The following is a 20647-nucleotide window of genomic DNA, read 5'->3' as shown; positions in this document are numbered from 1 at the left end:
AACAACTGTTTGGTGCTATATTACATGGAGTCGCCTGATTTTGCAATCGGCGCTTACCTCAATTCTCATAGGGTTGACGGTAGGGTCGGCGGCGGCGGTTTCGGCAACAGTCAACCAGGAGCTACTAGCGATGATTTTCGACGATGATCAAATTGCGCTGCGTGACGTGGCGCGCCGCTTTGCGCGAGAGAAACTCAGGCCCGATTACCAGAAGCGCGAGTCGCAGCCGGGTATTGACCGGGCGCTGTTCAGGGAAATGGGCTCACTCGGTCTGATCGGTGTCGATCTGCCTGAGGAATATGGCGGCATGGGCTTGAGCGGCGTCACGGCCGGCATCATCACCGAGGAAATAGCCTATGGCGACTTCAACGTCAGCTATATGCAGCTGCTCAGTTCGCTGATGGGCGCCATCATCCATGCCAATGCGTCCCCCGAGCTGGCGCGCACCTGGAACAGCCGGATCGTGGCGGGCGAGGCCATCGTCGCCCTGGGTCTGACCGAGCCGCGCGGTGGCTCGGACGCCGCCAACCTGCAGCTCAAGGCGCGCCGGGTGGGCGACGAGTACATCCTCTCGGGCGAGAAAACCTCCATCACCTTTGCCGACCAGGCCGATGCCATGGTGTTGTTCGCACGCACCGGCCAGCCCGAGGAGGGCGCGCGCGGCATCAGCGCCTTTTTGGTGGAGCTGGACCAACCCGGCGTGCAACGCACCCGCTTCGACGACGTCGGCAGCAAGATCATCGGCCGTGGCTCGGTGTTTTTCGACGACGTGCGGGTGCCGCTCGAGAACCGGCTGGGCGCCGAGGGCAAGGGTTTCACGCAGGTGATGCAGGGCTTTGACTTCAGCCGTATCCTGATCGCGCTGCAATGCGTGGCCGCCGCGCAGGCTTCGATCGACGAAACCTGGGAGTACGTGAAAGAGCGCCACACCTTTGGCGCGCCGCTGGCGCAGTACCAGGGCGTGAGCTTTCCGATTGTTGAATTCGAGACCCTGATTGCCGCCTGCCGCCAGCTCTGCTACCACGGCCTGGCCTTACGCGACGCAGGCCAGCCGCACACTGCGGAAGCTGCGATGGTCAAGTGGATGGCCCCGAAGACCTCGTTCGATGCGATCCATCAGTGCCTTTTGACTTTTGGCCACTACGGCTGGTCGATGGACCTGCCGCACCAGCAGCGCCTGCGCGATGTGATGGGCCTGGAAATCGGCGACGGCACGGCGCAAATCATGAAACTGATCGTGGCCCGCGAGCGCGTCGGCCGCGCTGCCGTGCAATATTCCAAGGAGAGTAAATAATGAGTCAGACATCCCCTGTGGTGGTCAGCCGTGCCGGCGCGGTCGGCATTATTGAGTTGGCACGCCCTGAAAAATTCAATTGCCTGTCGCTGTCCGTTCATGCGGCCATCAAGGCCGCCATCGACGGGTTCGAGCAGCCCGACTCCGGGGTGCGCGCCATCCTGATTCGGGCGCAAGGCAAGCATTTCTGCACCGGCGCCGACCTAGATGAGGTGAAGTCGCTGCGCGCCGATCCGGCCAGGCTGAAGCATTTCATCAGCTATGGTCACAGCGTGCTCAAGCGCCTGGAGCGCAGCGATCTGCCGGTGGTGGCGGCCTGTCAGGGCCTGACCCTGGCCGGGGGCAGCGAGTTGATGCTGGCTTGCGACATCATCTTTGCCGCCAGGGACGCGCGCTTTGGCGATCAGCATGCCCAGTTCGGCCTGATTCCCGGCTGGGGCGGCAGCCAGCGCATGCCGCGCATCGTCGGCCTGCGACGTGGCCTGGACCTGTTCTTTTCGGCGCGCTGGATCGATGCCGCCACGGCCGAGCAGTGGGGGCTGGTGAACTATGTGGTCGAGCCTGACAAGCTGCATGAGGAAGCTCTGGCGTATTGCACCAAGCTCGCCACGCGCAGCCGCATCGGCATGGCGACCATGAAACGCCTTGCGCGTCAGGGCATGGAGGGTTCATCGGAGCTCGGCCTCCAGCTGGAGGAAGACCTGGCCAGTGCCGCTCTGCTCGATGACGATGTCAGCGAAGGTCTGGCGGCCTTCGAAGCGCGCCGTACACCGGTGTTCAAGTCCTGAGTACTTTCCCTTACGAATCGGTGCAAGAGCGCATATGACCATCCTTTCCTCACGTGTGTCGACTTCCGACGACGAATTCCGACTCAACCGCGAAGCCTATGAGGCCGTGATCGCGGACCTGCAAAAGCGCCGTCAACTGGCGCTGGCCGGTGGGCCACTCAAAGCGCGGGAAAAGCATCTGGCGCGCAACAAAATTTTGCCGCGCCATCGCGTCGAAGTGTTGCTCGATCCGGGCTCGCCTTTCCTGGAAGTCGGCATGCTGGCCGGCGAAGGCATGTACCACGGCGTGCCGCCGGGTGCCAGCATCATCACCGGCATCGGCCTGGTGCAGGGCAGGGCATGCATGATCATCGCCAACGACGCCACCGTGAAGGGCGGCACCTACTACGGCATGACCTGCAAGAAGCATGTGCGGGCGCAGCAGATTGCCTGGGCGCACCGCTTGCCCTGCATCACGCTGGTGGACAGCGGTGGCGCCTTCTTGCCGGAGATGGCCCACATCTTTCCCGACGTGGGCCAGTTCGGCAGCATCTTCAACAACCAGGTGCGCATGTCGGCCGAAGGCATCCAGCAGATCGCCGTGGTGATGGGGCCCTGCACGGCGGGTGGCGCCTACATCCCGGCGCTGTGCGATGAGGCGGTGATCGTCAAGGAGCAGGGCTATATGTACCTGGGCGGCCCCGAGTTGACCTTTGCCGCCACCGGAGAGACGGTCGATGCCGAATCGTTGGGCGGTGCCAAGATGCACTGTAGCGTCAGTGGCGTCACCGACCACATCGCCGAAGATGACCGCCACGCGCTGGCCATCACGCGTGAAATCGTGCGCGATTTGGGGGAGCAGCTCAAGCCACGCTGGACGCGTCAGCCTTCGCTGCCGCCACGCTTCGACCCGCGCGAGATTTACGGCATCATCAGCCGCGACACCAAGATTCCGACCGACACGCGCGAGATTCTGGCGCGCTTTGTCGACGACAGCCGGTTCCAGGAATTCAAGCCGATGTACGGCGACACCCTGCTGACCGGCTTTGCCCGCATCCATGGCCACGAGGTCGGCATCCTGGCCAACCAGGGCGTGCTGTTCCCGGACAGCGCGATGAAGGCAGCGCATTTCATCGACCTGTGCTGCCAGCGCGACATACCGCTGCTGTTCATGGCTGACGTGACCGGCTTCATGGTCGGGCGCGCCGCCGAGCAGGCGGGCATCGCCAAGGCCGGGGCCAAGATGATCACGGCGATGGCCTCGGCCAACGTGCCCAAGTACACCATCATCATGGGCGCCTCTTACGGCGCCGGCTACCTGGCGATGTGCGGCCGCCCGTTCAACCCGACGGCGATGTTCGCCTGGCCGACCGGCCGCGCGGCCATCATGGGCCCGGACCAGGCCGCCACCGTGATGGCGCTGGTGCGCAAGCAGATCAACAAGACCGAGGGCAAAGAGTGGACGCCCGAGGAAGAAGAGGCATTCAAAGCCCCGGTACGCAAAATTTACGAAGATTTCCAGCCAGCCACGAATTTCTCCTCGAATTTGTGGGTGGACGGCATCATCGATCCGGTGGAAACCCGCGACGCCATGGGGCTGCTGCTCGACCTCGCCTCCCGCACCGCCGCCAAGCCGACGCCGTTCGGAATTTTCCGCTTTTAATCAGGACGCCCGCCATGCTTAAGAAAGTCCTCATTGCCAACCGCGGCGAGATCGCCTGCCGCATCGCCCGCACCTGTCGCAAGCTCGGCCTGGAAGTGGCGACCGTGCATTCCAGTGCCGACCGGTTTGCCCGCCATGTGCGCGAGATCGGTGAATCGGTCGAGCTCGGGGGCGCCGCGCCGAGCGAGAGCTACCTCAACATCGAGGCCATCATCGCGGCGGCCAGGCGCGTCGGCGCCGATGCCGTCCATCCGGGCTATGGTTTTGTTTCGGAGAACGCGGACTTCGTGCGTGCGCTCGAAGCCGCCGGACTCACCTTCATCGGCCCCCGGGCCGACACCATCGAGCGCGTCGGCGGCAAAGCCAGCGCCAAGCGCGAGGCGGCTCGCCTCGGCGTGCCGGTCATTCCCGGCAGCGAGGGCGGCATGACCGACCCGGCTGAGGTGTTGCGCCTGGTGCGCGGCATGACACTGCCGGTGCTGCTCAAGGCCGTGGCCGGCGGCGGCGGCCGCGGCATGGCGGTGGTCGACACGCTGGACGGGCTGGAAGGGCGCATCGAGAGCGCCATGCGCGAGGCCGAAAAATCCTTCGGCAATGGCGAGCTGATCGTCGAGCGCTACCTGCCGCAGGTGCGCCACCTGGAGGTGCAGGTGGCCGGTGACGGCCAGGGCCATGCCATCCACCTGTTCGAGCGCGAATGCACCTTGCAGCGCCGCCACCAGAAAGTGATCGAAGAGGCGCCGTCCAGCGGCCTCAGCCCCCAACTGCGCGCCGCCATCCTGGCCGATGCGGTGAAGCTGGCCGCCGGCGTGAACTATCGCGGCCTGGGCACTGTGGAGTTCGTGGTCACGGGCGAGGATCATTACTTCCTGGAGGTCAATCCGCGCCTGCAGGTCGAGCACCCGGTGACCGAAGAAGTCACCGGCCTCGATTTGGTGGAGCTGCAACTGCGCATTGCCGACACCGGTACCTTGCCCCTGACGCAGGCCGACGTGCGGTGCAGCGGCCACGCCTTCGAGGCCCGGCTGTGCGCCGAAGACGCCGCCGCGGGCTTTTTGCCGGCCACCGGGCGGCTGCAGGTGGTCGATTTTTCGCGCGCGGGCGTACGCATCGAATCCGGCGTGGACAGCGGCGACGAAATCTCGCCGCACTACGACTCGATGATCGCCAAGCTCATCGCACATGCGAGCGACCGCGATTCGGCGCGCCGGGCGCTGCTGGCCGGATTGCGCGAGAGCACCGTGATCGGCCTGGTCACCAACCTGGAATTCCTGCAGGAACTGCTGGAGTGGCCGGAGACCCGCGATGCCACATTCCACACCCGCCTGATCGACGAGCGCCATGCGCAGCGCGGCGTGCTGGCGCCCGCCGCGCCCTCGCTGGAACATTTGGCCGCCGCCGCCCTGCACTGGCTGGCGCAGCAGCGTGCCGGGTCGCCCGCGCTGGGCTGCTGGACCCTGTGGGACAACTTTACCGGCTGGCGCCTGAGCAGCGGGCCGATCCAGGCCGCGCCCCAGCCGGCCCTAGTGTTGAAGGCCGGTGCGGCCGAGTGGCCGGTGCGGTTTTCGATGCGCGACGCCCACGGCGCCTGCACCCTGGTCATCGGCGAGCAGGCGGTCATTGCCTCGCTGCAGCCGCTCGCGGCCGGACGCTCCCTGTTGCAATGCGGCGGGCGGGCGCTGGAGCTGACGATCCGGGGCGATGCGCGGCAGGTCGAGCTTGCCAGCGCGCTGGGCAGCAGCGTGTTCGCGGCGCAGCCTTACTTGGGCGGCGCCGCCGGAGACGCAGCCGCCAGCGGGCAACTGGGTGCGCCGATGATGGGCAAGGTGGTGGCGGTCAAGGCCGCGGTCGGCGAGACGGTCGCCCTCGGCCAGACCGTGATTGTGCTTGAATCGATGAAGATGGAATTGCACGTCACGGCGCCGTTCGAAGGCAGCCTGAGCAGCCTGCGCTGTCGGGTCGGCGACATGGTCGAGCGCCACCAAGTGCTCGCCGAAGTCAGCCCGGCCTGAGGGAAAGAGAAGTCAGCAATGAGCAACTTACCTACCTCCGTCGAGTTCCATGAGGAAGGCCCGCGCGAGGGCTTCCAGATGGAGCAACAAATTTATCCGCTGGCCGATCGCGCCGCGCTGATTGACGCTTTGGCGGCCTCGGGTCTGAAGCAGATCCAGGTGGCGTCCTTTGTCACTCCGCGCGCGGTGCCGCAGATGGCAGACACCGCCGAGCTGTTTGCCGCCATCGTCAAGCGTCCCGGCACCCGTTACACGGCGCTCTGGCTCAACGACAACGGCTTTGAGCGCGCGCGCGCCTGCGAACAGGTGGACCTGGATGGCAAGCTGATGTTCTACACCACCGAGCCGTTTTCGCAGCGCAACAACAATTGCAGCGTGGCCGAGATGCGCGAACGCCAGCTCGGCTGGCTGGACCGCTACACCGCCCTGGGAATACCGGTGGAGAAAGCCTACGTGATTACGGCCTTTGGCTGCAATCTGGGTGGCGCCGTGCCACTGTCGATGGTCACCGATCAGGTCCGCTGGCTGGTCGACGCCTGCGTCGACCGGGGCGTGCCGCTGCCGGCGGTTTATCTGGCCGATACCATGGGCTGGGCCCATCCCGAGGAGATCAAGCGTCGCATCGGTGCGGTGCGCGAGATCGTGCCGGATGCGCGCATCGGCTTGCACCTGCATGACACGCGTGGCGTCGGCGGCGCCAATGTCTATGCCGCCTTGCAGATGGGCGTGCGGCTGTTCGACAGTTCTGTGGCCGGTCTGGGCGGCTGTCCGTTCGCGGGTCACACGCACGGTGGCGCAGCCGGCAACATCTGCACCGAAGACATGGTGTTCATGTGCCAGGAACTGGGGATTGAAACCGGGGTCGACCTGGAGCTGCTGATCGAGGCGGCGCGGCTGGCCGAACGCATTATCGGCCGCACCCTGTCGGGCCATGTGATGCACAGCGGCTCGCTCGCTGCAATGAAAGGATGACACAGATGACACCACTTGAAAGCCGTATCGACATCCGCAGCGATGCCTACCACCAGGCGCTGGCGCACGGTCGCACCCAGGTCGAGACCTTGCGTACACGCCTGTCCGGGGTGGCCACCGGCGGGCGTGACGCGCACATCCAGCGTCATCGCGCGCGCGGCAAGCTGCTGGTGCGCGAGCGCATCGACTTCATCGTCGATGACGGCAGCGCCTTCCTGGAACTCTCGCCGCTGGCAGCCTGGGATCAGTATGGCAACGAAGTGCCGGGTGCGGGCATCGTCACCGGCGTCGGCATGGTGGCCGGGCGGCCCTGCATGTTCATTGCCAACGACGCCACCGTCAAGGGCGGCTCGTTCTTCCATGAAACCGTCAAGAAGCACGTGCGCGCGCAGGAAATTGCCCAGCGCCTGCGCCTGCCCTGCCTGTACCTGGTGGACTGCGGCGGCGCCTTCCTGCCGGAGCAGGACCGCGTGTTTCCCGACAAGGACCACTTCGGCAACAGCTTCCACCGCCAGTGCCGCATGTCGCAGGCCGGCCTGCCGCAGCTTTCGGCCGTGTTCGGCGGCTGCACCGCGGGCGGCGCCTACATCCCCGCGCTGTCCGACGAAGTGGTGATGGTGCGCGGCAACGCCCGCATTCACCTGGGCGGCCCGTCCATCGTCAAGATCGCGATCAACGAGGTGGTCGACGGCGAAACCCTGGGCGGCGCCGAAATGCACAGCCGGGTCTCTGGTGTCAGCGACCACCTGGCCGAGGACGAGCACCAGGCGCTGGCCATGCTGCGCCAGATCGTCGCCAGCCTGCCGCCCGAGCCGTCCATGGCGCCGCCGTTGCCGCCCAGCCCACCGCGCTACGACCCGCGCGAGCTCGACGGCGTCGTGCCGGCCGACCCCAAACAGCCCTACGACGCGCGCGAAATCATCATGCGGTTGGTGGACGGCAGCGAGTTCCATGAGTTCAAGCCGCTGTGGGGCGAGACGCTGGTAACCGGCTTTGGCGCGATCCACGGCCAGCCGGTGGCCATTCTCGCCAACAACGGCGCGCTGCTGGCCGAGTCGGCCCTGAAGGGCGCGCATTTCATCGAACTGGCCAACCAGCGCGGCGTGCCGCTGCTGTTTTTGCAGAACATCCCCGGTTTCATGGTCGGCACCGAGGCCGAGCGCGGCGGCATCGCCAAGCACAGCGCCAAGATGGTGTACGCCATGTCGTGCGCGCGTGTGCCCAAGCTCACGCTGGTGGTCGGCGGCTCTTACGGCGCCGGCAACTACGGCATGTGCGGGCGGGGCTTCGAGCCCGAGTTCCTGTTTGCCTGGCCCAGCGCCAAGGTCGCCACCATGAGCGCCGACATCGCCAGCAACGTGATGGTCGAACTGGCACGCTCCAACCTGCGCGGCCCGGCCGACGAGGCGCGGCTGGCCGAGATCGAGCGCCAGGTGCGCGACCAGTACGGCCGCCAGAGCGACCCCTATTACGCCACCTCCCGGCTGTGGGACGACGGTCTCATCGCGCCGTCGGCCTCGCGCGACGTGCTGGGCCTGGCGCTGGCGCTGGCGGCGCGTCGCGCGCTGCCCGACACCGCCACCCCTGTCTATCGCATGTAAGAAGAGACGAACCGACCATGAACATTCCCAAATTTGAAACCTTGTTGTTTGAAGTGGACGCGCGCGGCGTGGCCCGCCTGACGCTGAACCGTCCTGACACCCACAACGCGCTCAACGCCACCCTGATCAGCGAGCTGTGCCGCGCCGCCGACTGGCTGGGCCAGGCCCAGGGCGTGCGCGCCCTGGTGCTCACCGGCACCGGCAAGACTTTCTGCGCTGGCGGCGACCTGGGCTGGATGCAGGAGAACATGAAAAAGAGCCGGGCCGAGCGCGTCAGCGAGAGCGGCGATCTGGCCCGGATGCTGCGCGCCTTGAACGAGCTGCCCATGCCCGTGATTGGCCGCATCAACGGCCCGGCCTATGGCGGCGGCGTCGGCATGATCTCGGTCTGCGACATCACGATCGCGGTCGATACCGGCATCTACTCGCTGACCGAGGTGCGCCTGGGCCTGTTGCCGGCCAATATCGCGCCCTACGTGGTGGCGCGCATGGGCGAAGCCAACGCACGGCGCACCTTCCTGACGGCGCGCCGCATGAGCGCGACCGAGGCGCAGCGCCTGAACCTGCTCTCTGAAGTGGTGGCGCCCGACCAGCTCGACGCCGCCGTTGAGCGCGAACTCGCCGACCTGCTGCAGTGCGCGCCCGGCGCGGTGGCCGCCACCAAGAAGCTGGTGGCCTATGTGCAGGCGCACGACCTGCCGACCAACATGATCTACACCGCCGACAAGCTGGCCGACGCCTGGGAAACCGAAGAAGGGCGCGACGGCATCGCCGCCTTCTTCGGCAAACGGCTACCGGTGTGGCGGCAGTAACCGAAAGCGCACCGTTGATGTTTAACACCCTGCTGATTGCCAACCGCGGCGAGATCGCCTGCCGCATCGCCCGCACCGCGCGCCGCATGGGCTTGCGCACGGTGGCGGTGTACTCCGACGCCGACCGCGAGGCGCTGCATGTGGCCCTGTGTGACACGGCCGTGCGCATCGGCCCGTCGGAGGCCGCGCGCAGCTACCTTGATGCGGCTGCCATCGTCGCTGCGGGGCGCGCCGCCGGTGCGCAGGCCATCCATCCGGGCTACGGCTTTTTGTCGGAGAGCCTGGCCCTGATCGACGCCTGCGAAGCCGCTGGTCTTATTTTTGTCGGCCCCTCGCGTGACGCGATCCGGCGCATGGGCTCGAAGATCGAATCCAAGCGCATCGCGCTGGACGCCGGCGTGCCGGTGGTGCCGGGCTACCACGCCGACGACCAGGACCCTGGAGTCTTGCAGGCGGCGGCCGATGGCATTGGCTACCCGGTGCTGATCAAGGCCTCGGCCGGTGGCGGCGGCAAGGGCATGCGCGTGGTGCGCGGCGCGGGCGAATTCGCGGCCGCACTGGCCACCGTGCGGCGCGAGGCGCAGGCCTCGTTCGGCGACGACCGCGTGCTGCTGGAGCGCTACCTGGACGAGCCGCGCCATCTGGAAGTGCAGTTGCTGGGCGACAAGCACGGGCACCTGGTGCATTTGTTCGAGCGCGAATGCTCGATCCAGCGCAACCACCAGAAAGTGATCGAGGAAGCGCCCGCGCCGCACCTGCCGCCGGCCGTGCGCGAGGCCCTGTTCGCGCACGCGCTGACGATGGGGCGCGCCATCGGCTACGACAGCACCGGCACCATCGAGTTCATTCACGACAGCCGCAGCGGCGACACCTTCTTCCTGGAGATGAACACCCGCTTGCAGGTCGAACACCCGGTGACCGAGCTGACGGTCGGCATCGACCTGGTCGAATGGCAACTGCGGGTGGCCGCTGGTGAGGTGCTCGGCTTTGGCCAGGCCGACCTGTCGCAGCGCGGCTGCGCGATCGAGGCGCGCGTTTGCGCGGAGAACCCGGCGGCCGGTTTCGCGCCCGAGATAGGCACCCTGATCGGCTACCGCGAGCCGCGCGGCGAGGGTGTGCGGGTCGACAGCGGCGTGCGTGTCGGCAGCCAGGTCTCGCCGTATTACGACTCCATGCTGGCCAAGGTGATTGCCCATGCCGACGACCGGCCGACCGCCGCACGGCGGCTCGCCACGGCATTGGACGACACGGTGCTGCTCGGCGTGCACAGCAACCTCGGCTTTCTGGCCGATCTGCTGCGCCACGAGCACTTCGCGCAAGTACTCAGCACGCACTACATCGAACGCGCCTTTCCCGCCGGCTGGCAGCCGCGCGCCGACGATGGGCTGGCCATGGCCGCTGCCGCCTTGCATGGCGTGCTGGCCACGCAGGCGGCGGCCGGGCAGAAGTCGCCTGGGGCCTGGCAGTCGCTTGGGGCCTGGCGGGTGCCCGGTGCGGCCAGCACCCCGGTGCTGCTCGAAGACGGGCAGCGCCGCGTGCACGAAGTCAGCGTCTCGCCGCAGGGCGAGGGCTGGTGCGTGCGCGTTGGCGAGCATGACCTGAGCCTGGCGGCGACGCTGAGCGGCGACACCCTGGCGTTGCAGCGCGATGGCCTGACGGTTCGTTTCACGGTGGCGGCGGCACAGCACGCCACGCAGGGCGAGCAGCTGTGGCTGGCCGGCCCGGGCGGCACCTGGGCCTGGCGCCGGCTTGACCGCTGGCAGCGCGCGCTCAAGGGCGCGGCGGGCGCCGATGAGCGGGGCGGCAACCGTCTGCTCGCGCCCATGCCCGGCCTGGTGACGCAGGTGCAGGTCAGCGTGGGCATGGCGGTGAACGCGGGCGACATCCTGGTGCAGATGGAAGCCATGAAAATGGTGCACACGCTGAGCGCTGCCGCGCCGGGACGGGTGGCCGAGTTGCGCTGCCGCGTCGGCGACGCGGTGCGCGGTGGCGATGTATTGGTAGTGATGGAAGCAATGGAAACCGAGGAAAAACAATGAACGACCCGATTTATTTTGACGAGCAACACCGGCAGTTCCGGGACAACCTGCGCCGCTTCGTCGAGCAGGAAGTGGTGCCGCAGGCCGCGCCCTGGGAAGATCAGGGCATGGTGCCGCGCGCGGTGCTGCGCAAAATGGGTGAGCTGGGCTATCTGGGCATCCGCTACGACGAGCAGTACGGCGGCTCGAAGCTCGACACCGTGTACAGCGCCATCCTGGCCGAAGAACTCGGCCGCTCCACCTTTGGCGGCTTCGCCGTGACGGTGATGGTGCACACCGACATGGCCTCGCCGCACCTGGCCAATTTCGGTACACCGGAACAGTTGCAGCGCTACCTGCCGCCCATCATCCGCGGCGAGAAGATCTGCGCCGTGGCAGTGACCGAGCCCGATGCCGGCTCCGACGTCGCCGGCATCCGTACCCGCGCCGTGCGCGAGGGTGACGAGTGGGTCATCAACGGCAGCAAGATATTCATCACCAACGGCGTGCATGGCGACGTGTACTTCGTGGCCGCCAAGACCGACCCGACGGCCAAGGGCTCGCGCGGCATTTCGATCTTCATCGTCGAGAAGGACACGCCGGGTTTCCGTGTCGGGCGCGCGCTCAACAAGAGCGGCTGGCTGTGCAGCGACACCGCCGAGCTGGTGTTCGAGAACTGCCGCATTCCGGCGGCCAACCTGCTGGGCGAAGAGAACAAGGGCTTCTACCAGATCATGCGCAACTTCCAGAACGAGCGCATGGTGCTGGGTGCCCAAACCATGGGCGAGGCCGCGCGCGCGATCGAGCTGACGCTGGACTATGTGCGTGAGCGCAAGGCTTTCGGCGCCACGCTGTGGGACAAGCAGGCGATTCGCCAGCGCCTGGCCATGCGGGCCTCGCAGGTGGCGGCGGCGCGTCAGCTGGTGTACCACGCGGCCTGGCTCGACGCGCAGGGGCGCGAGTGCGTGAAGGAAGTGTCCATGGTCAAGGCGCTGTGCGGCGAGCTGGTCAACGACGTGGTGTACGACTGCCAGCAGTTCCACGGCGGCTTTGGCTACATGCGCGAAGCGGCCATTGAGCGCATGGTGCGCGACGCCCGCGTCCAGGCCATCGGCGGCGGCGCCACCGAGGTCATGCTCGAAGAAGTGGCCAAACGCCTGTGAGCATGAGCACCGCGCCTTCCACCCCGCTCATCGACGGGCCGGTCGAGCTGCCGCTGCGCGAAGTCCTGCCCGGCATCCTGATGTTCACGCTGCCGGTGGACTACGGCATTGACCACGTCAACATCTACCTGATCCGCGATGGGGCGGGCTGGTGCCTGTTCGACACCGGCGCCGACTGCGAAGCCGCGCGGGCTCTGTGGCTGCGCGCCCTGGAGGGGCCACTAGCGGCCGGCCTGACGCGCATCATCGTGTCGCACCACCACCCCGACCACCTCGGGCTGGCCGTGTGGCTGCACGAGCGCACCGGCGCGACCATCCTGATGCGCGAGGAAGAGTTGGCGGTGGCGCGGCAGACGCATGTGAGCAGCGACGCTGACCGTGCCTACTGCGTCGATCTCATGTGCCGCCATGGACTGTCCGTCGCGGAGGCCCGCTATGTGGTGGGCGGCGTATTGCAAAGCAACATGGCCTGCGCCGTGCCGGCGCGCGTCGAGCCGCTCGAAGCCGGCCAGACGCTGCGCATCGGCGAGCATGTGTTCGAGGTGCTGGTGCTGGGCGGTCACAGCATTGCACAGATTTGCCTGTATGAGCCCAAGTTGAAGCTGCTGCTCACGGGCGACCAGTTGCTCGAACGCATCACGCCCAACATCGGCGTCTGGCCCTATGGCGAAACCGATCCGCTGCCGCGCTATCTGGACAGCCTGCGCACCATTGCCGCGCTGGAGATCGAGCACGTGCTGCCGGCCCACCACGACGTCTACCATGCCGGGGTCAAGCGCGCGCACGGACTGGTGGCGCACCATCAAAAAGCGCTGCGCAAGTTCATGGCGCGCCTGGGCGCGCAGAGCATGAACGCCACCGAACTTGGCTACGCGGTCTATGGCGCGCAGAGCGACCCCTTGCATGCTTACCTGGCCATGGGCGAGACGCTGGCGCACCTGCTGTGGCTGGAGCGTGCCGCCTATGTACAACGCGAAGAAACGACGGGCGTGACGTGCTGGACCGCAGTGCCGGCGGCCGGCGTCGAGCCCAGTCTCACCTTGTCCTGAAAAATAGAAAAATGACGGAAATACCTCCCCTCAACGAAGAAGAAATCGCCAGGCGATGGCAAAAATTTGCCCACGTGTCGCCCTATAACCGCGAGCTGGGCTTGCTGCCACACGTGGTGCGCCCTGACTGGTGCGTGCTCAAAGTCGAGTACCAGGACGCGCTGGTGGGCGATCCGCAGACCCGGGTCTTGCATGGCGGCGTGATCACTGCGCTGCTCGACGCCGCATTCGGATTCGCGATTTTTGTCAAGCTGCCGGAGTTCCGGCCGATGGCCACGCTGGACCTGCGCATTGACTACCTCAAGCCTGCCACGCCCGGGCGTGCAGTCTTGGGCGGGGCTGTTTGCTACAAGCTGACCCCGGAGCTGGCTTTTGTGCGAGGCTGCGCCTATCACGAGTCACCGGATGATCCCATCGCCACCGCCGTGGGCATCTACATGTTCACCGAGGGACGACCGGTGATCAGCAATGAGGAGGTTCCACGATGAATTATTCCGATATCGTGAGCCGCTGCCGGGCCTCCAACGACTGGAGCGCGCTGGTGCAGACCATCCCGTTCGCACGCTTCCTGAATCTGCGCATCGATGTCAAAGGTGACGCGTTCACCTGCATCCTGCCGTTTGAGCAGAAGCTGATCGGCAATCCGGTCCTGCCCGCCCTGCATGGCGGTGCGACCGGCGGCTTTCTGGAGTGTGCTGGCCTGTTTTATCTGCTTTTGCAGATGGAAACCCAGAGCCTGCCCAAGACGATCGATTTCAACATCGACTACCTGCGCACCGGCTTGCCGCGCGATACCTATGCCAACGTGGTGATGGTCAAGCAGGGGCGGCGCGTAGTCAACCTGCGCATCGAGGCCTGGCAGTCCAGTCCCGACAAGCCGATCGCGCTTGGCCATTGCAATTTCATGCTCAGTGCATGAACCCATTACGAAGGAGACAAACCCATGAGCCAATCTGTTTATCAATCCGTGTTTCGCCCCGGCCTGTTTGCCGGTCAGACGGTGATCGTCACCGGCGGCGGCAGCGGCATTGGCCGCTGCACCGCGCACGAGTTGGCCAACCTCGGCGCCAGTGTGGCGCTGGTCGGTCGTCGTATCGAGAAGCTGGAAGCGGTGCAGGCTGAAATCACGCAGGCCGGCGGCCAGGCCAGCATCCATGCCTGCGACATCCGCGATGAGCCGGGCGTCAAGGCCATGATCGCCGACGTGATCGCCCGCCACGGCAAGATCGACGGTCTGGTCAATAACGCTGGCGGCCAGTATCCGCAGCCGGTCAAGGACATCAGCCTGAAGGGCTGGGAGGCGGTGGTACGCAGCAACCTCACTGGTGGTTTTCTGGTGGCGCGCGAAGCCTTCAACCAGTCCATGGCCTCGAATGGCGGCGCCATCGTCAACATCATCGCCGACATCTGGGGCGGCATGCCGACCATGGCGCACAGCGGCGCGGCGCGTGCCGGCATGCTGTCGTTCACCGAGACGGCGGCCTGCGAATGGGCCTGCGCCGGTGTGCGCGTCAATGCCGTGGCGCCGGGCTGGATCGCCAGCAGCGGCTTTGACACCTACAGCCCCGAGATGCAGGCCGAACTGCGCAGCCTGAAGACCAAGGTGCCGCTGCAGCGCCACGGCACCGAGTCCGAGGTGTCGGCAGCGATTGTGTTTTTGCTGTGTGAGGCGGCGGCCTTCATCACCGGCTCGTGCATTCGGGTCGATGGCGGCGTGCCCAATGCCCGACCCACCTGGAAATTGGAGGCCCATGATCGCTCCAAACCCTTCAATGGCTTTGCGCTGTCGCAGGCGCCGAAATGCCTGAGTGTCCAGGATGAATGACATGAACACGCCCATGCCAAGCACCGATTCGAACGACCTGTCGAGCTACCTCGCGCCCGGCCGCTACGTGGACAGCGGGCACCCGGCGGTGGTGGCGTTCGCGCGCCGGGTGGCCGACCCCTCGATGACGCCGCGCGAGATCGCGGTCAAGCTCTATTACGCCGTGCGTGACGAGTTTCTTTACGATCCTTATCACTTCGACACCTCGGTCGAAGGCCTCAAGGCCAGCCACGTGATTGAGGCCGGCCGCGGCTTTTGCGTGCCCAAGGCGGCACTGCTGGCGGCGGCGGCCCGCGCCCTGGGCGTGCCGGCGCGGCTGGGCTATTCCGACGTGCGCAACCACCTGACCAGCCCGCGCTTGTACGAGATGATGGGCACCGATCTGTTTGTTTTTCACGGCTACACCGAGTTGTGGGTGGACGGCCAGTGGCTCAAGGCCACGCCCGCTTTCAACCGCTCCCTGTGCGAGAAGGCGGGCATCCATCCGCTGGAGTTCGACGGCAGCGCCGATTCGGTCTTTCATGAATTCGATGTCAGTGGCCGCCGGCACATGGAGTACGTGCACGACCACGGCACCTACGCCGACTTGCCGCGCGATGAACTGCTGGCCTCGTGGCGCGTGCATTACAAAACCTTCGCCGACTGGGGTCAGGTCGCGGCCGACGGCGGGGCTGACTTCGCGCAAGAGGTGGGCAAGCCATCATGACGGCGCGCCGGGAATTTTCCGGTTTCGCTGGTGGCCCCCTGGTGGCCGACGTCTATGGCCCGGTCGGTGCGCCCACGGTGCTGCTGCTGCATGGCGGCGGGCAAACGCGCCATGCCTGGGGCAAGGCGGGGCAGGTGCTGGGTGATGCCGGCTGGTATACCGTGGCGCTGGACTTGCCCGGTCACGGCGACAGCGCCTGGGCTAAGGATGGCGATTACTGCATCGAGACGCTGGCCGACACCATGTGCTGCATCTGGCGTGAACTGGGCACGCCGCTGGCGGTGGTTGGCGCCTCCCTGGGCGGCTTGACCAGCATGGCGGCGATCGGACGCCCCCATGCGCCGCCGATCAGCGCGCTGGTGCTGGTGGACGTTGCGCCGCGCATGGAACAAGCCGGAGTCGAGCGCATCGTGAGTTTCATGCGGGCGCGGCCCGACGGTTTTGCGTCGCTCGAAGAGGCCGCCCAGCATATCGCCGCCTACCGGGGCCGGCCGATGGAAGGCCCGGTCGAGGGCCTGAAGAAAAACCTGCGCCTCAACGCGCAAGGCCGCTGGAACTGGCATTGGGACCCGCTCATGATGAGCGAGGCCAACCACAACCACCGGCGCGACGCCGACGGCTACGAGCGCGCCTTGCGCGGTCTGCAGGCGCCTACCTTGCTGCTGCGCGGCCAGCGCAGCGACGTCATCAGCGAAGAAGATGCGCGCGCCCTGGTGCAAACCCTGCCGCGTGCGCGCTTTGTCGACCTCAAGGGCGCCGGCCACATGATTGCCGGTGATGCCAACGATGCCTTTGTCGCCAGCGTCGCGACCTTTCTGCATGAAGTGATGCCGCCGGCACAGTCCCCGGCGAGCGGAATCTGAACCAGGAGCATTCAATGAGTTTGCGATCTTTCACCTTGCACGATCTCATCAATCGCAACGCCGGGCTGCACGGCTCGAACACCGCCCTGGTGTTCGGCGATCAGCGGGTCACGCATGCCCAGTACGCCGAACGCACGGCGCGCCTGGCCGCCGGTCTGGCCGCTGCGGGCGTGGGCCGGGGCGACCGGCTGGCGATCCTGGCCCAAAACGGCCTGGAGTATGTCGACCTGTTCGGTGCCGCCGCCCATCTGGGCGCGATCGTGGTGCCGATCAACTGGCGGCTGTCGGCCGAGGAGGTCGCCTACGTCATCGAGGACGTGGCCCCCCGGGTATTGATCGTGGCCGATGAATTCAAGGCGCTGTTGCCGCAGCACGGGCTGGACGGCATGCAGCGCTACACGCTGGGGACGGCGCCGGGCGCGGCGCAGGCGCCGTGGCAGCCGGTCAGCGCCCTGTATCTCGATCGCACCGTGTCGCCCGCCGATCTGAATGACGATGAGGGGCTTGTCATCATCCACACCGCCGCCGTGGGCGGACGGCCGCGCGGCGCATTGCTCTCGCACCGCAACCTGATCGCTGCCAGCCTGCAGACGCAACTGGCCTGGCGTCTCACGCCGGCGGACATCAACCTGGGCGTTTTGCCGCTGTTTCACGTGGCCGCCATCGGCTTCCTGCTGGCCACGCAGCAGGCGGGCGGGGCGACGCTGCTGTTGACACGTTTCGATCCGCCCAGCCTGGTCAAGCACATCGACGAGGACGGCGGCAGCCTGATCGGCACTTTTCCGCCGATGCTGGGCGCATTGCTGGACGCGGCCGTGGCCCAGGGTTCGGCGCTGGACCACTTGCGCGTGGTGTCGGGAATCGACGTGCCCGAAACCATCGCGCGCCTGCGCACAAGCTGTCCCCAGGCGACTTTCTGGAGTGCCTACGGCCAGACCGAAACTTCGGGTTCGATCAGTCTGGCACCCTTTGACGAGCGCCCCGGCAGCGCCGGGCGTCCCACCGCGCTGAACACGGTCGCGGTGGTCGGCGAGCTGGACCGCCCGCTGCCCGTGGGCGCCACCGGCGAGATCGTGGTGCGCGGGCCGATGGTGTTCCAGGGCTACTGGCGCTGCGATGCAGACAACGCCTTCACCTTGCGCAACGGCTGGCACCACACCGGCGACATGGGGCGCATCGACGCCGAGGGCTACCTCTGGTACAGCGGCCGTTCGCCGGCCAAGGAATTGATCAAGCCGGGCGGCGAAAACGTCTATCCGGCTGAAGTCGAGCGGGCCCTGCTGGAGCATCCGGCGCTGGCGCAGGCGGTGGTCATCGGGGTGCCCGACGTTCAGTGGGGCGAGGCGGTCAAGGCCGTCTGCGTGCTGAAGGCGGGGCACACGCTGAGTGCGGAAGAATTGATCGAGTTTGTGGGCGCTCGCATCGCGCGCTACAAAAAACCCAAGCACGTGGTGTTCGTGCAGTCGTTGCCCCGAACCGCGGCTGGCCTGATGGACCGTGAGGCCGTCAAGGCCGGGCACGGCCGGGCTTGACGCGGCTCGCAGCGGACGATTTCCAACCTGAATCAGTCAAGAAGGAGGCGACCACATGACCCAGGCATCCCACGGCGACCCGGTGCAGCGTTTCAAGACGCACCGGCGCACCATTACCGAAACCGACATCGTTAACTTCGTCAATGTGGCCGGACTGCACGAGCCCTTCTTTATCGACATGGATTACATTCAGGCCAACATGACGGGCGCCCACCGCAGCCGCTTTGCGCCCGGGCCGATGATCATCTCGCTGGGCATGGGGCTGCTGGCGACTTACGTGGCCGGCATCATCGAACGCACGCTGGCAGCTCATGCGGTCGGCGCTTTTGGCGGCATGACCGGCCTGCAGGCGCGCCTGCGCGGCGCGCTGTTTCCCGGCGACACGATTCACGTTGAGGGCGAGGCACGGCTGCGCCCGCCGACCGCGCGCGGCTACACGCTGATGGAGATTGAGCACCTGGTGATCAACCAGCGCGGCGAAACCATCGCCGATTTCACCGAGACCCTGACCTTCCTGCCCAGGGCGGCCGGCACCCTGTGACCCCGATGTTCCAGATTCACGGACGCAATGGGTGCATCCACCGATCCCGAGCCCGGCCGTAAGCCATCCGGCACGGCCAGCTTCCATCCATTTCACTACAACGAAGGAGACAACATGATCGAATCCCAACTGAGCCCCCAACTGGTTCAACAAGCCAGGGCCGGCGGCCACTGGCACAATAAGACCCTGCTCGATTTTCTGGACGAAGTCGCGCCCAGCCGCCTCGATAAAGTGGCCGTGACTGACCTCAACAGCATGACCGGGCAGGCGACCACCTTGTCGTACCGGCAACTGCTGCGACTGTCCAAACGTATTGCGCTGGGGCTGGCTGCGCTGGGCGTGGAGCGTGGCGACGTGGTGTCGTACCAGTTGCCCAACTGGTGGCAGTTTGTGGCACTGCACCTGGCCTGCCTGCGCATCGGCGCGGTCACCAACGCGGTGATGCCGATCTTCCGCCACCGCGAGTTGAGCTTCATGCTCGGCCTGGCCGAATCGAAGGTCATGATTGTGCCGCGCGAGTTTCGCGGTTTTGACCATGCCGCGATGCTGCGCGAAATTCAGCCAGCGCTGCCGAAGCTCAAGCATATTTTTGCGATTGGCGGCGAAGGCGACATGTCGTTCGAGAAACACTTCATTGAGCGCCGCTGGGAACAGGAAACCCCCAATGCCGAACAGTTGTTCGTCGAGCGCCGCCTGCGCCCCGACGATGTGCTGCAGTTGCTCTACACCTCCGGCACCACCGGTGAGCCCAAGGGCGCGTTGCACACCTCCAATACCCATTTCGCGAACATCGTCGAGTGGGTGAAACGCTGCGGATTGAGCAGCGAACATGTGATCTTCATGCCCTCGCCGATGGCGCACCAGACCGGCTTCCTGATTGGCATGGAGCTGCCCTTGATGCTGGGTGCCAAGATGGTGCTGCAGGACGTCTGGGACGCTCAGGTGGCGCTGGCGCGGATTCAGGATGAAGGCGTGAACTTCATGATGGCCGCCACCCCCTTCCTGGCCGACCTGACCGACCACCCGGCGCTGCCGCGCTTCGATATTTCCACACTTGACATCTTCATCTCGGCCGGCGCCCCGATTCCGCGCGCCCTGGTGCAGAGCGCGACCGAGCGGCTCAAGGCGCACATCGTCTCGGGTTGGGGCATGACGGAGAACCTGCTGGTCACCGGCACGCGGCTGCTTGATGCGCCGGAAAAAGTGGTCGGCACCGATGGCCTGTCGGTGCCGGGCATGGAGATCCGGGTCGTCGATGCCGCAGGGCAGGTGCTGGCAGTGGACCAGGAAGGTGAGCTGCAATCCCGGGGGCCGAGCCATTTTGTGGGCTACCTCAAGCGCCCCGAACGTTACGACATGGATGAGCAGGGCTGGTTCAAGACCGGCGACTTGGCGCGCATCGACGCCGACGGCTACGTGCGCATCACCGGCCGCGCCAAGGACATCATCATCCGTGGTGGCGAGAACGTGCCGGTGATCGAGGTTGAACAGATATTGCACCGCCATCCGGCCATCCAGGCGGCTGCCGTGGTCGGCGTGCCCGATGCGCGGCTGGGCGAGCGCGCCGTCGCCTATGTCACGCTCAGGCCTGGTCACGGTCTCACGCTCGATCAGATGAAACACTTTCTTGACGAGCAGCACATGACCAAGCAGTACTGGCCCGAAACCTTGAACATCCTGGATGACTTGCCGCGCACACCCACCGGAAAGATACAGAAGTTCCGCTTGCGCGATATGGCGCGTGCTGAAAACAAGGCCGATTGACCCCACCTCGGGTCCGTGGTTGGTACAGACCGCACGGGTCCGCGCTATTCAACACCAGGAGAATT

18 protein-coding genes are annotated in these 20647 nt (G+C 66.1%); all 18 read left to right on the top strand.

Annotated elements, in window-relative coordinates:
- The first annotated feature begins 130 nt into the window (after positions 1-130).
- The 18 genes from C5P05_RS07210 (at position 131) to C5P05_RS07125 (ending at position 20582) form a co-directional block, all read left to right on the top strand.
- Positions 131-1294, top strand: coding sequence for an acyl-CoA dehydrogenase family protein (locus C5P05_RS07210; protein WP_114969177.1), 1164 nt, complete (start codon positions 131-133; stop codon positions 1292-1294).
- Positions 1294-2082: an enoyl-CoA hydratase/isomerase family protein gene (locus tag C5P05_RS07205; RefSeq protein WP_114969176.1), complete on the top strand. Its 789-nt coding sequence runs from the start codon at positions 1294-1296 to the stop codon at positions 2080-2082. Before C5P05_RS07210 ends, C5P05_RS07205 begins: the two co-directional genes overlap by 1 nt.
- Before the next feature lie 34 nt (positions 2083-2116).
- Positions 2117-3724, top strand: a complete 1608-nt coding sequence (locus C5P05_RS07200; protein ID WP_114969175.1) for a carboxyl transferase domain-containing protein — start codon at positions 2117-2119, stop codon at positions 3722-3724.
- A gap of 14 nt (positions 3725-3738) precedes the next feature.
- Positions 3739-5736: an acetyl/propionyl/methylcrotonyl-CoA carboxylase subunit alpha gene (locus C5P05_RS07195; protein ID WP_114969174.1), complete on the top strand. Its 1998-nt coding sequence runs from the start codon at positions 3739-3741 to the stop codon at positions 5734-5736.
- A gap of 18 nt (positions 5737-5754) precedes the next feature.
- Entirely contained in the window at positions 5755-6708 is a 954-nt protein-coding gene (locus C5P05_RS07190) for a hydroxymethylglutaryl-CoA lyase (RefSeq protein WP_114969173.1), read from the top strand.
- A gap of 5 nt (positions 6709-6713) precedes the next feature.
- Positions 6714-8309 (top strand): acyl-CoA carboxylase subunit beta, encoded by a 1596-nt coding sequence (locus tag C5P05_RS07185; protein ID WP_114969227.1) that lies wholly within the window; start codon positions 6714-6716, stop codon positions 8307-8309.
- Between the two features lie 17 nt (positions 8310-8326).
- The gene (locus tag C5P05_RS07180; protein WP_114969172.1) at positions 8327-9121 is read left to right on the top strand and encodes a crotonase/enoyl-CoA hydratase family protein; all 795 of its coding nucleotides are present in this window, start codon (positions 8327-8329) and stop codon (positions 9119-9121) included.
- 17 nt (positions 9122-9138) lie between these two features.
- Entirely contained in the window at positions 9139-11160 is a 2022-nt protein-coding gene (locus C5P05_RS07175) for a biotin carboxylase N-terminal domain-containing protein (RefSeq protein ID WP_114969171.1), read from the top strand.
- On the top strand, positions 11157-12302 hold the full coding sequence (locus tag C5P05_RS07170) for an acyl-CoA dehydrogenase family protein (protein ID WP_114969170.1): 1146 nt from the start codon (positions 11157-11159) through the stop codon (positions 12300-12302). The genes C5P05_RS07175 and C5P05_RS07170 overlap by 4 nt, the downstream gene beginning before the upstream one ends.
- 2 nt (positions 12303-12304) lie before the next feature.
- A complete protein-coding gene (locus C5P05_RS07165; RefSeq protein WP_114969169.1) occupies positions 12305-13351 on the top strand; it encodes an MBL fold metallo-hydrolase in 1047 nt (348 codons plus the stop codon).
- A gap of 11 nt (positions 13352-13362) precedes the next feature.
- Complete coding sequence (locus C5P05_RS07160; RefSeq protein WP_114969168.1) at positions 13363-13839, top strand: PaaI family thioesterase; 477 nt, start codon at positions 13363-13365, stop codon at positions 13837-13839.
- The gene (locus C5P05_RS07155) at positions 13836-14270 is read left to right on the top strand and encodes a PaaI family thioesterase (RefSeq protein ID WP_114969167.1); all 435 of its coding nucleotides are present in this window, start codon (positions 13836-13838) and stop codon (positions 14268-14270) included. Before C5P05_RS07160 ends, C5P05_RS07155 begins: the two co-directional genes overlap by 4 nt.
- 24 nt (positions 14271-14294) lie before the next feature.
- Positions 14295-15176 (top strand): SDR family oxidoreductase, encoded by an 882-nt coding sequence (locus C5P05_RS07150; RefSeq protein ID WP_114969166.1) that lies wholly within the window; start codon positions 14295-14297, stop codon positions 15174-15176.
- A gap of 1 nt (position 15177) precedes the next feature.
- Positions 15178-15882 (top strand): transglutaminase-like domain-containing protein, encoded by a 705-nt coding sequence (locus C5P05_RS07145; protein WP_114969165.1) that lies wholly within the window; start codon positions 15178-15180, stop codon positions 15880-15882.
- Positions 15879-16745, top strand: a complete 867-nt coding sequence (locus C5P05_RS07140) for an alpha/beta fold hydrolase (protein WP_114969164.1) — start codon at positions 15879-15881, stop codon at positions 16743-16745. Before C5P05_RS07145 ends, C5P05_RS07140 begins: the two co-directional genes overlap by 4 nt.
- A 14-nt stretch (positions 16746-16759) precedes the next feature.
- Positions 16760-18277 carry an AMP-binding protein gene (locus C5P05_RS07135; protein ID WP_114969163.1) on the top strand — a complete coding sequence of 506 codons (1518 nt, stop codon included), beginning with the start codon at positions 16760-16762 and terminating at the stop codon, positions 18275-18277.
- Positions 18278-18332: 55 nt separating this feature from the next.
- The gene (locus C5P05_RS07130) at positions 18333-18818 is read left to right on the top strand and encodes a MaoC family dehydratase (protein ID WP_114969162.1); all 486 of its coding nucleotides are present in this window, start codon (positions 18333-18335) and stop codon (positions 18816-18818) included.
- Between the two features lie 114 nt (positions 18819-18932).
- Positions 18933-20582 carry a cyclohexanecarboxylate-CoA ligase gene (locus tag C5P05_RS07125; protein WP_114969161.1) on the top strand — a complete coding sequence of 550 codons (1650 nt, stop codon included), beginning with the start codon at positions 18933-18935 and terminating at the stop codon, positions 20580-20582.
- Positions 20583-20647 lie beyond the last annotated feature (65 nt).

This window comes from Rhodoferax ferrireducens, from assembly GCF_003347515.1.
Taxonomy (GTDB): Bacteria; Pseudomonadota; Gammaproteobacteria; order Burkholderiales; family Burkholderiaceae_C; genus Rhodoferax.
The sequence above is the reverse complement of the archived record's forward strand: the minus strand, read 5'-3'. Positions and strand labels throughout refer to the sequence as shown.

Coding starts and splice junctions, on each gene's coding strand:
- C5P05_RS07210 (WP_114969177.1), top strand. CDS start 131: ATGATTTTCGACGATGATCAAATTGCGCTGCGTGACGTGGCGCGCCGC.
- C5P05_RS07205 (WP_114969176.1), top strand. CDS start 1,294: ATGAGTCAGACATCCCCTGTGGTGGTCAGCCGTGCCGGCGCGGTCGGC.
- C5P05_RS07200 (WP_114969175.1), top strand. CDS start 2,117: ATGACCATCCTTTCCTCACGTGTGTCGACTTCCGACGACGAATTCCGA.
- C5P05_RS07195 (WP_114969174.1), top strand. CDS start 3,739: ATGCTTAAGAAAGTCCTCATTGCCAACCGCGGCGAGATCGCCTGCCGC.
- C5P05_RS07190 (WP_114969173.1), top strand. CDS start 5,755: ATGAGCAACTTACCTACCTCCGTCGAGTTCCATGAGGAAGGCCCGCGC.
- C5P05_RS07185 (WP_114969227.1), top strand. CDS start 6,714: ATGACACCACTTGAAAGCCGTATCGACATCCGCAGCGATGCCTACCAC.
- C5P05_RS07180 (WP_114969172.1), top strand. CDS start 8,327: ATGAACATTCCCAAATTTGAAACCTTGTTGTTTGAAGTGGACGCGCGC.
- C5P05_RS07175 (WP_114969171.1), top strand. CDS start 9,139: ATGTTTAACACCCTGCTGATTGCCAACCGCGGCGAGATCGCCTGCCGC.
- C5P05_RS07170 (WP_114969170.1), top strand. CDS start 11,157: ATGAACGACCCGATTTATTTTGACGAGCAACACCGGCAGTTCCGGGAC.
- C5P05_RS07165 (WP_114969169.1), top strand. CDS start 12,305: ATGAGCACCGCGCCTTCCACCCCGCTCATCGACGGGCCGGTCGAGCTG.
- C5P05_RS07160 (WP_114969168.1), top strand. CDS start 13,363: ATGACGGAAATACCTCCCCTCAACGAAGAAGAAATCGCCAGGCGATGG.
- C5P05_RS07155 (WP_114969167.1), top strand. CDS start 13,836: ATGAATTATTCCGATATCGTGAGCCGCTGCCGGGCCTCCAACGACTGG.
- C5P05_RS07150 (WP_114969166.1), top strand. CDS start 14,295: ATGAGCCAATCTGTTTATCAATCCGTGTTTCGCCCCGGCCTGTTTGCC.
- C5P05_RS07145 (WP_114969165.1), top strand. CDS start 15,178: ATGAACACGCCCATGCCAAGCACCGATTCGAACGACCTGTCGAGCTAC.
- C5P05_RS07140 (WP_114969164.1), top strand. CDS start 15,879: ATGACGGCGCGCCGGGAATTTTCCGGTTTCGCTGGTGGCCCCCTGGTG.
- C5P05_RS07135 (WP_114969163.1), top strand. CDS start 16,760: ATGAGTTTGCGATCTTTCACCTTGCACGATCTCATCAATCGCAACGCC.
- C5P05_RS07130 (WP_114969162.1), top strand. CDS start 18,333: ATGACCCAGGCATCCCACGGCGACCCGGTGCAGCGTTTCAAGACGCAC.
- C5P05_RS07125 (WP_114969161.1), top strand. CDS start 18,933: ATGATCGAATCCCAACTGAGCCCCCAACTGGTTCAACAAGCCAGGGCC.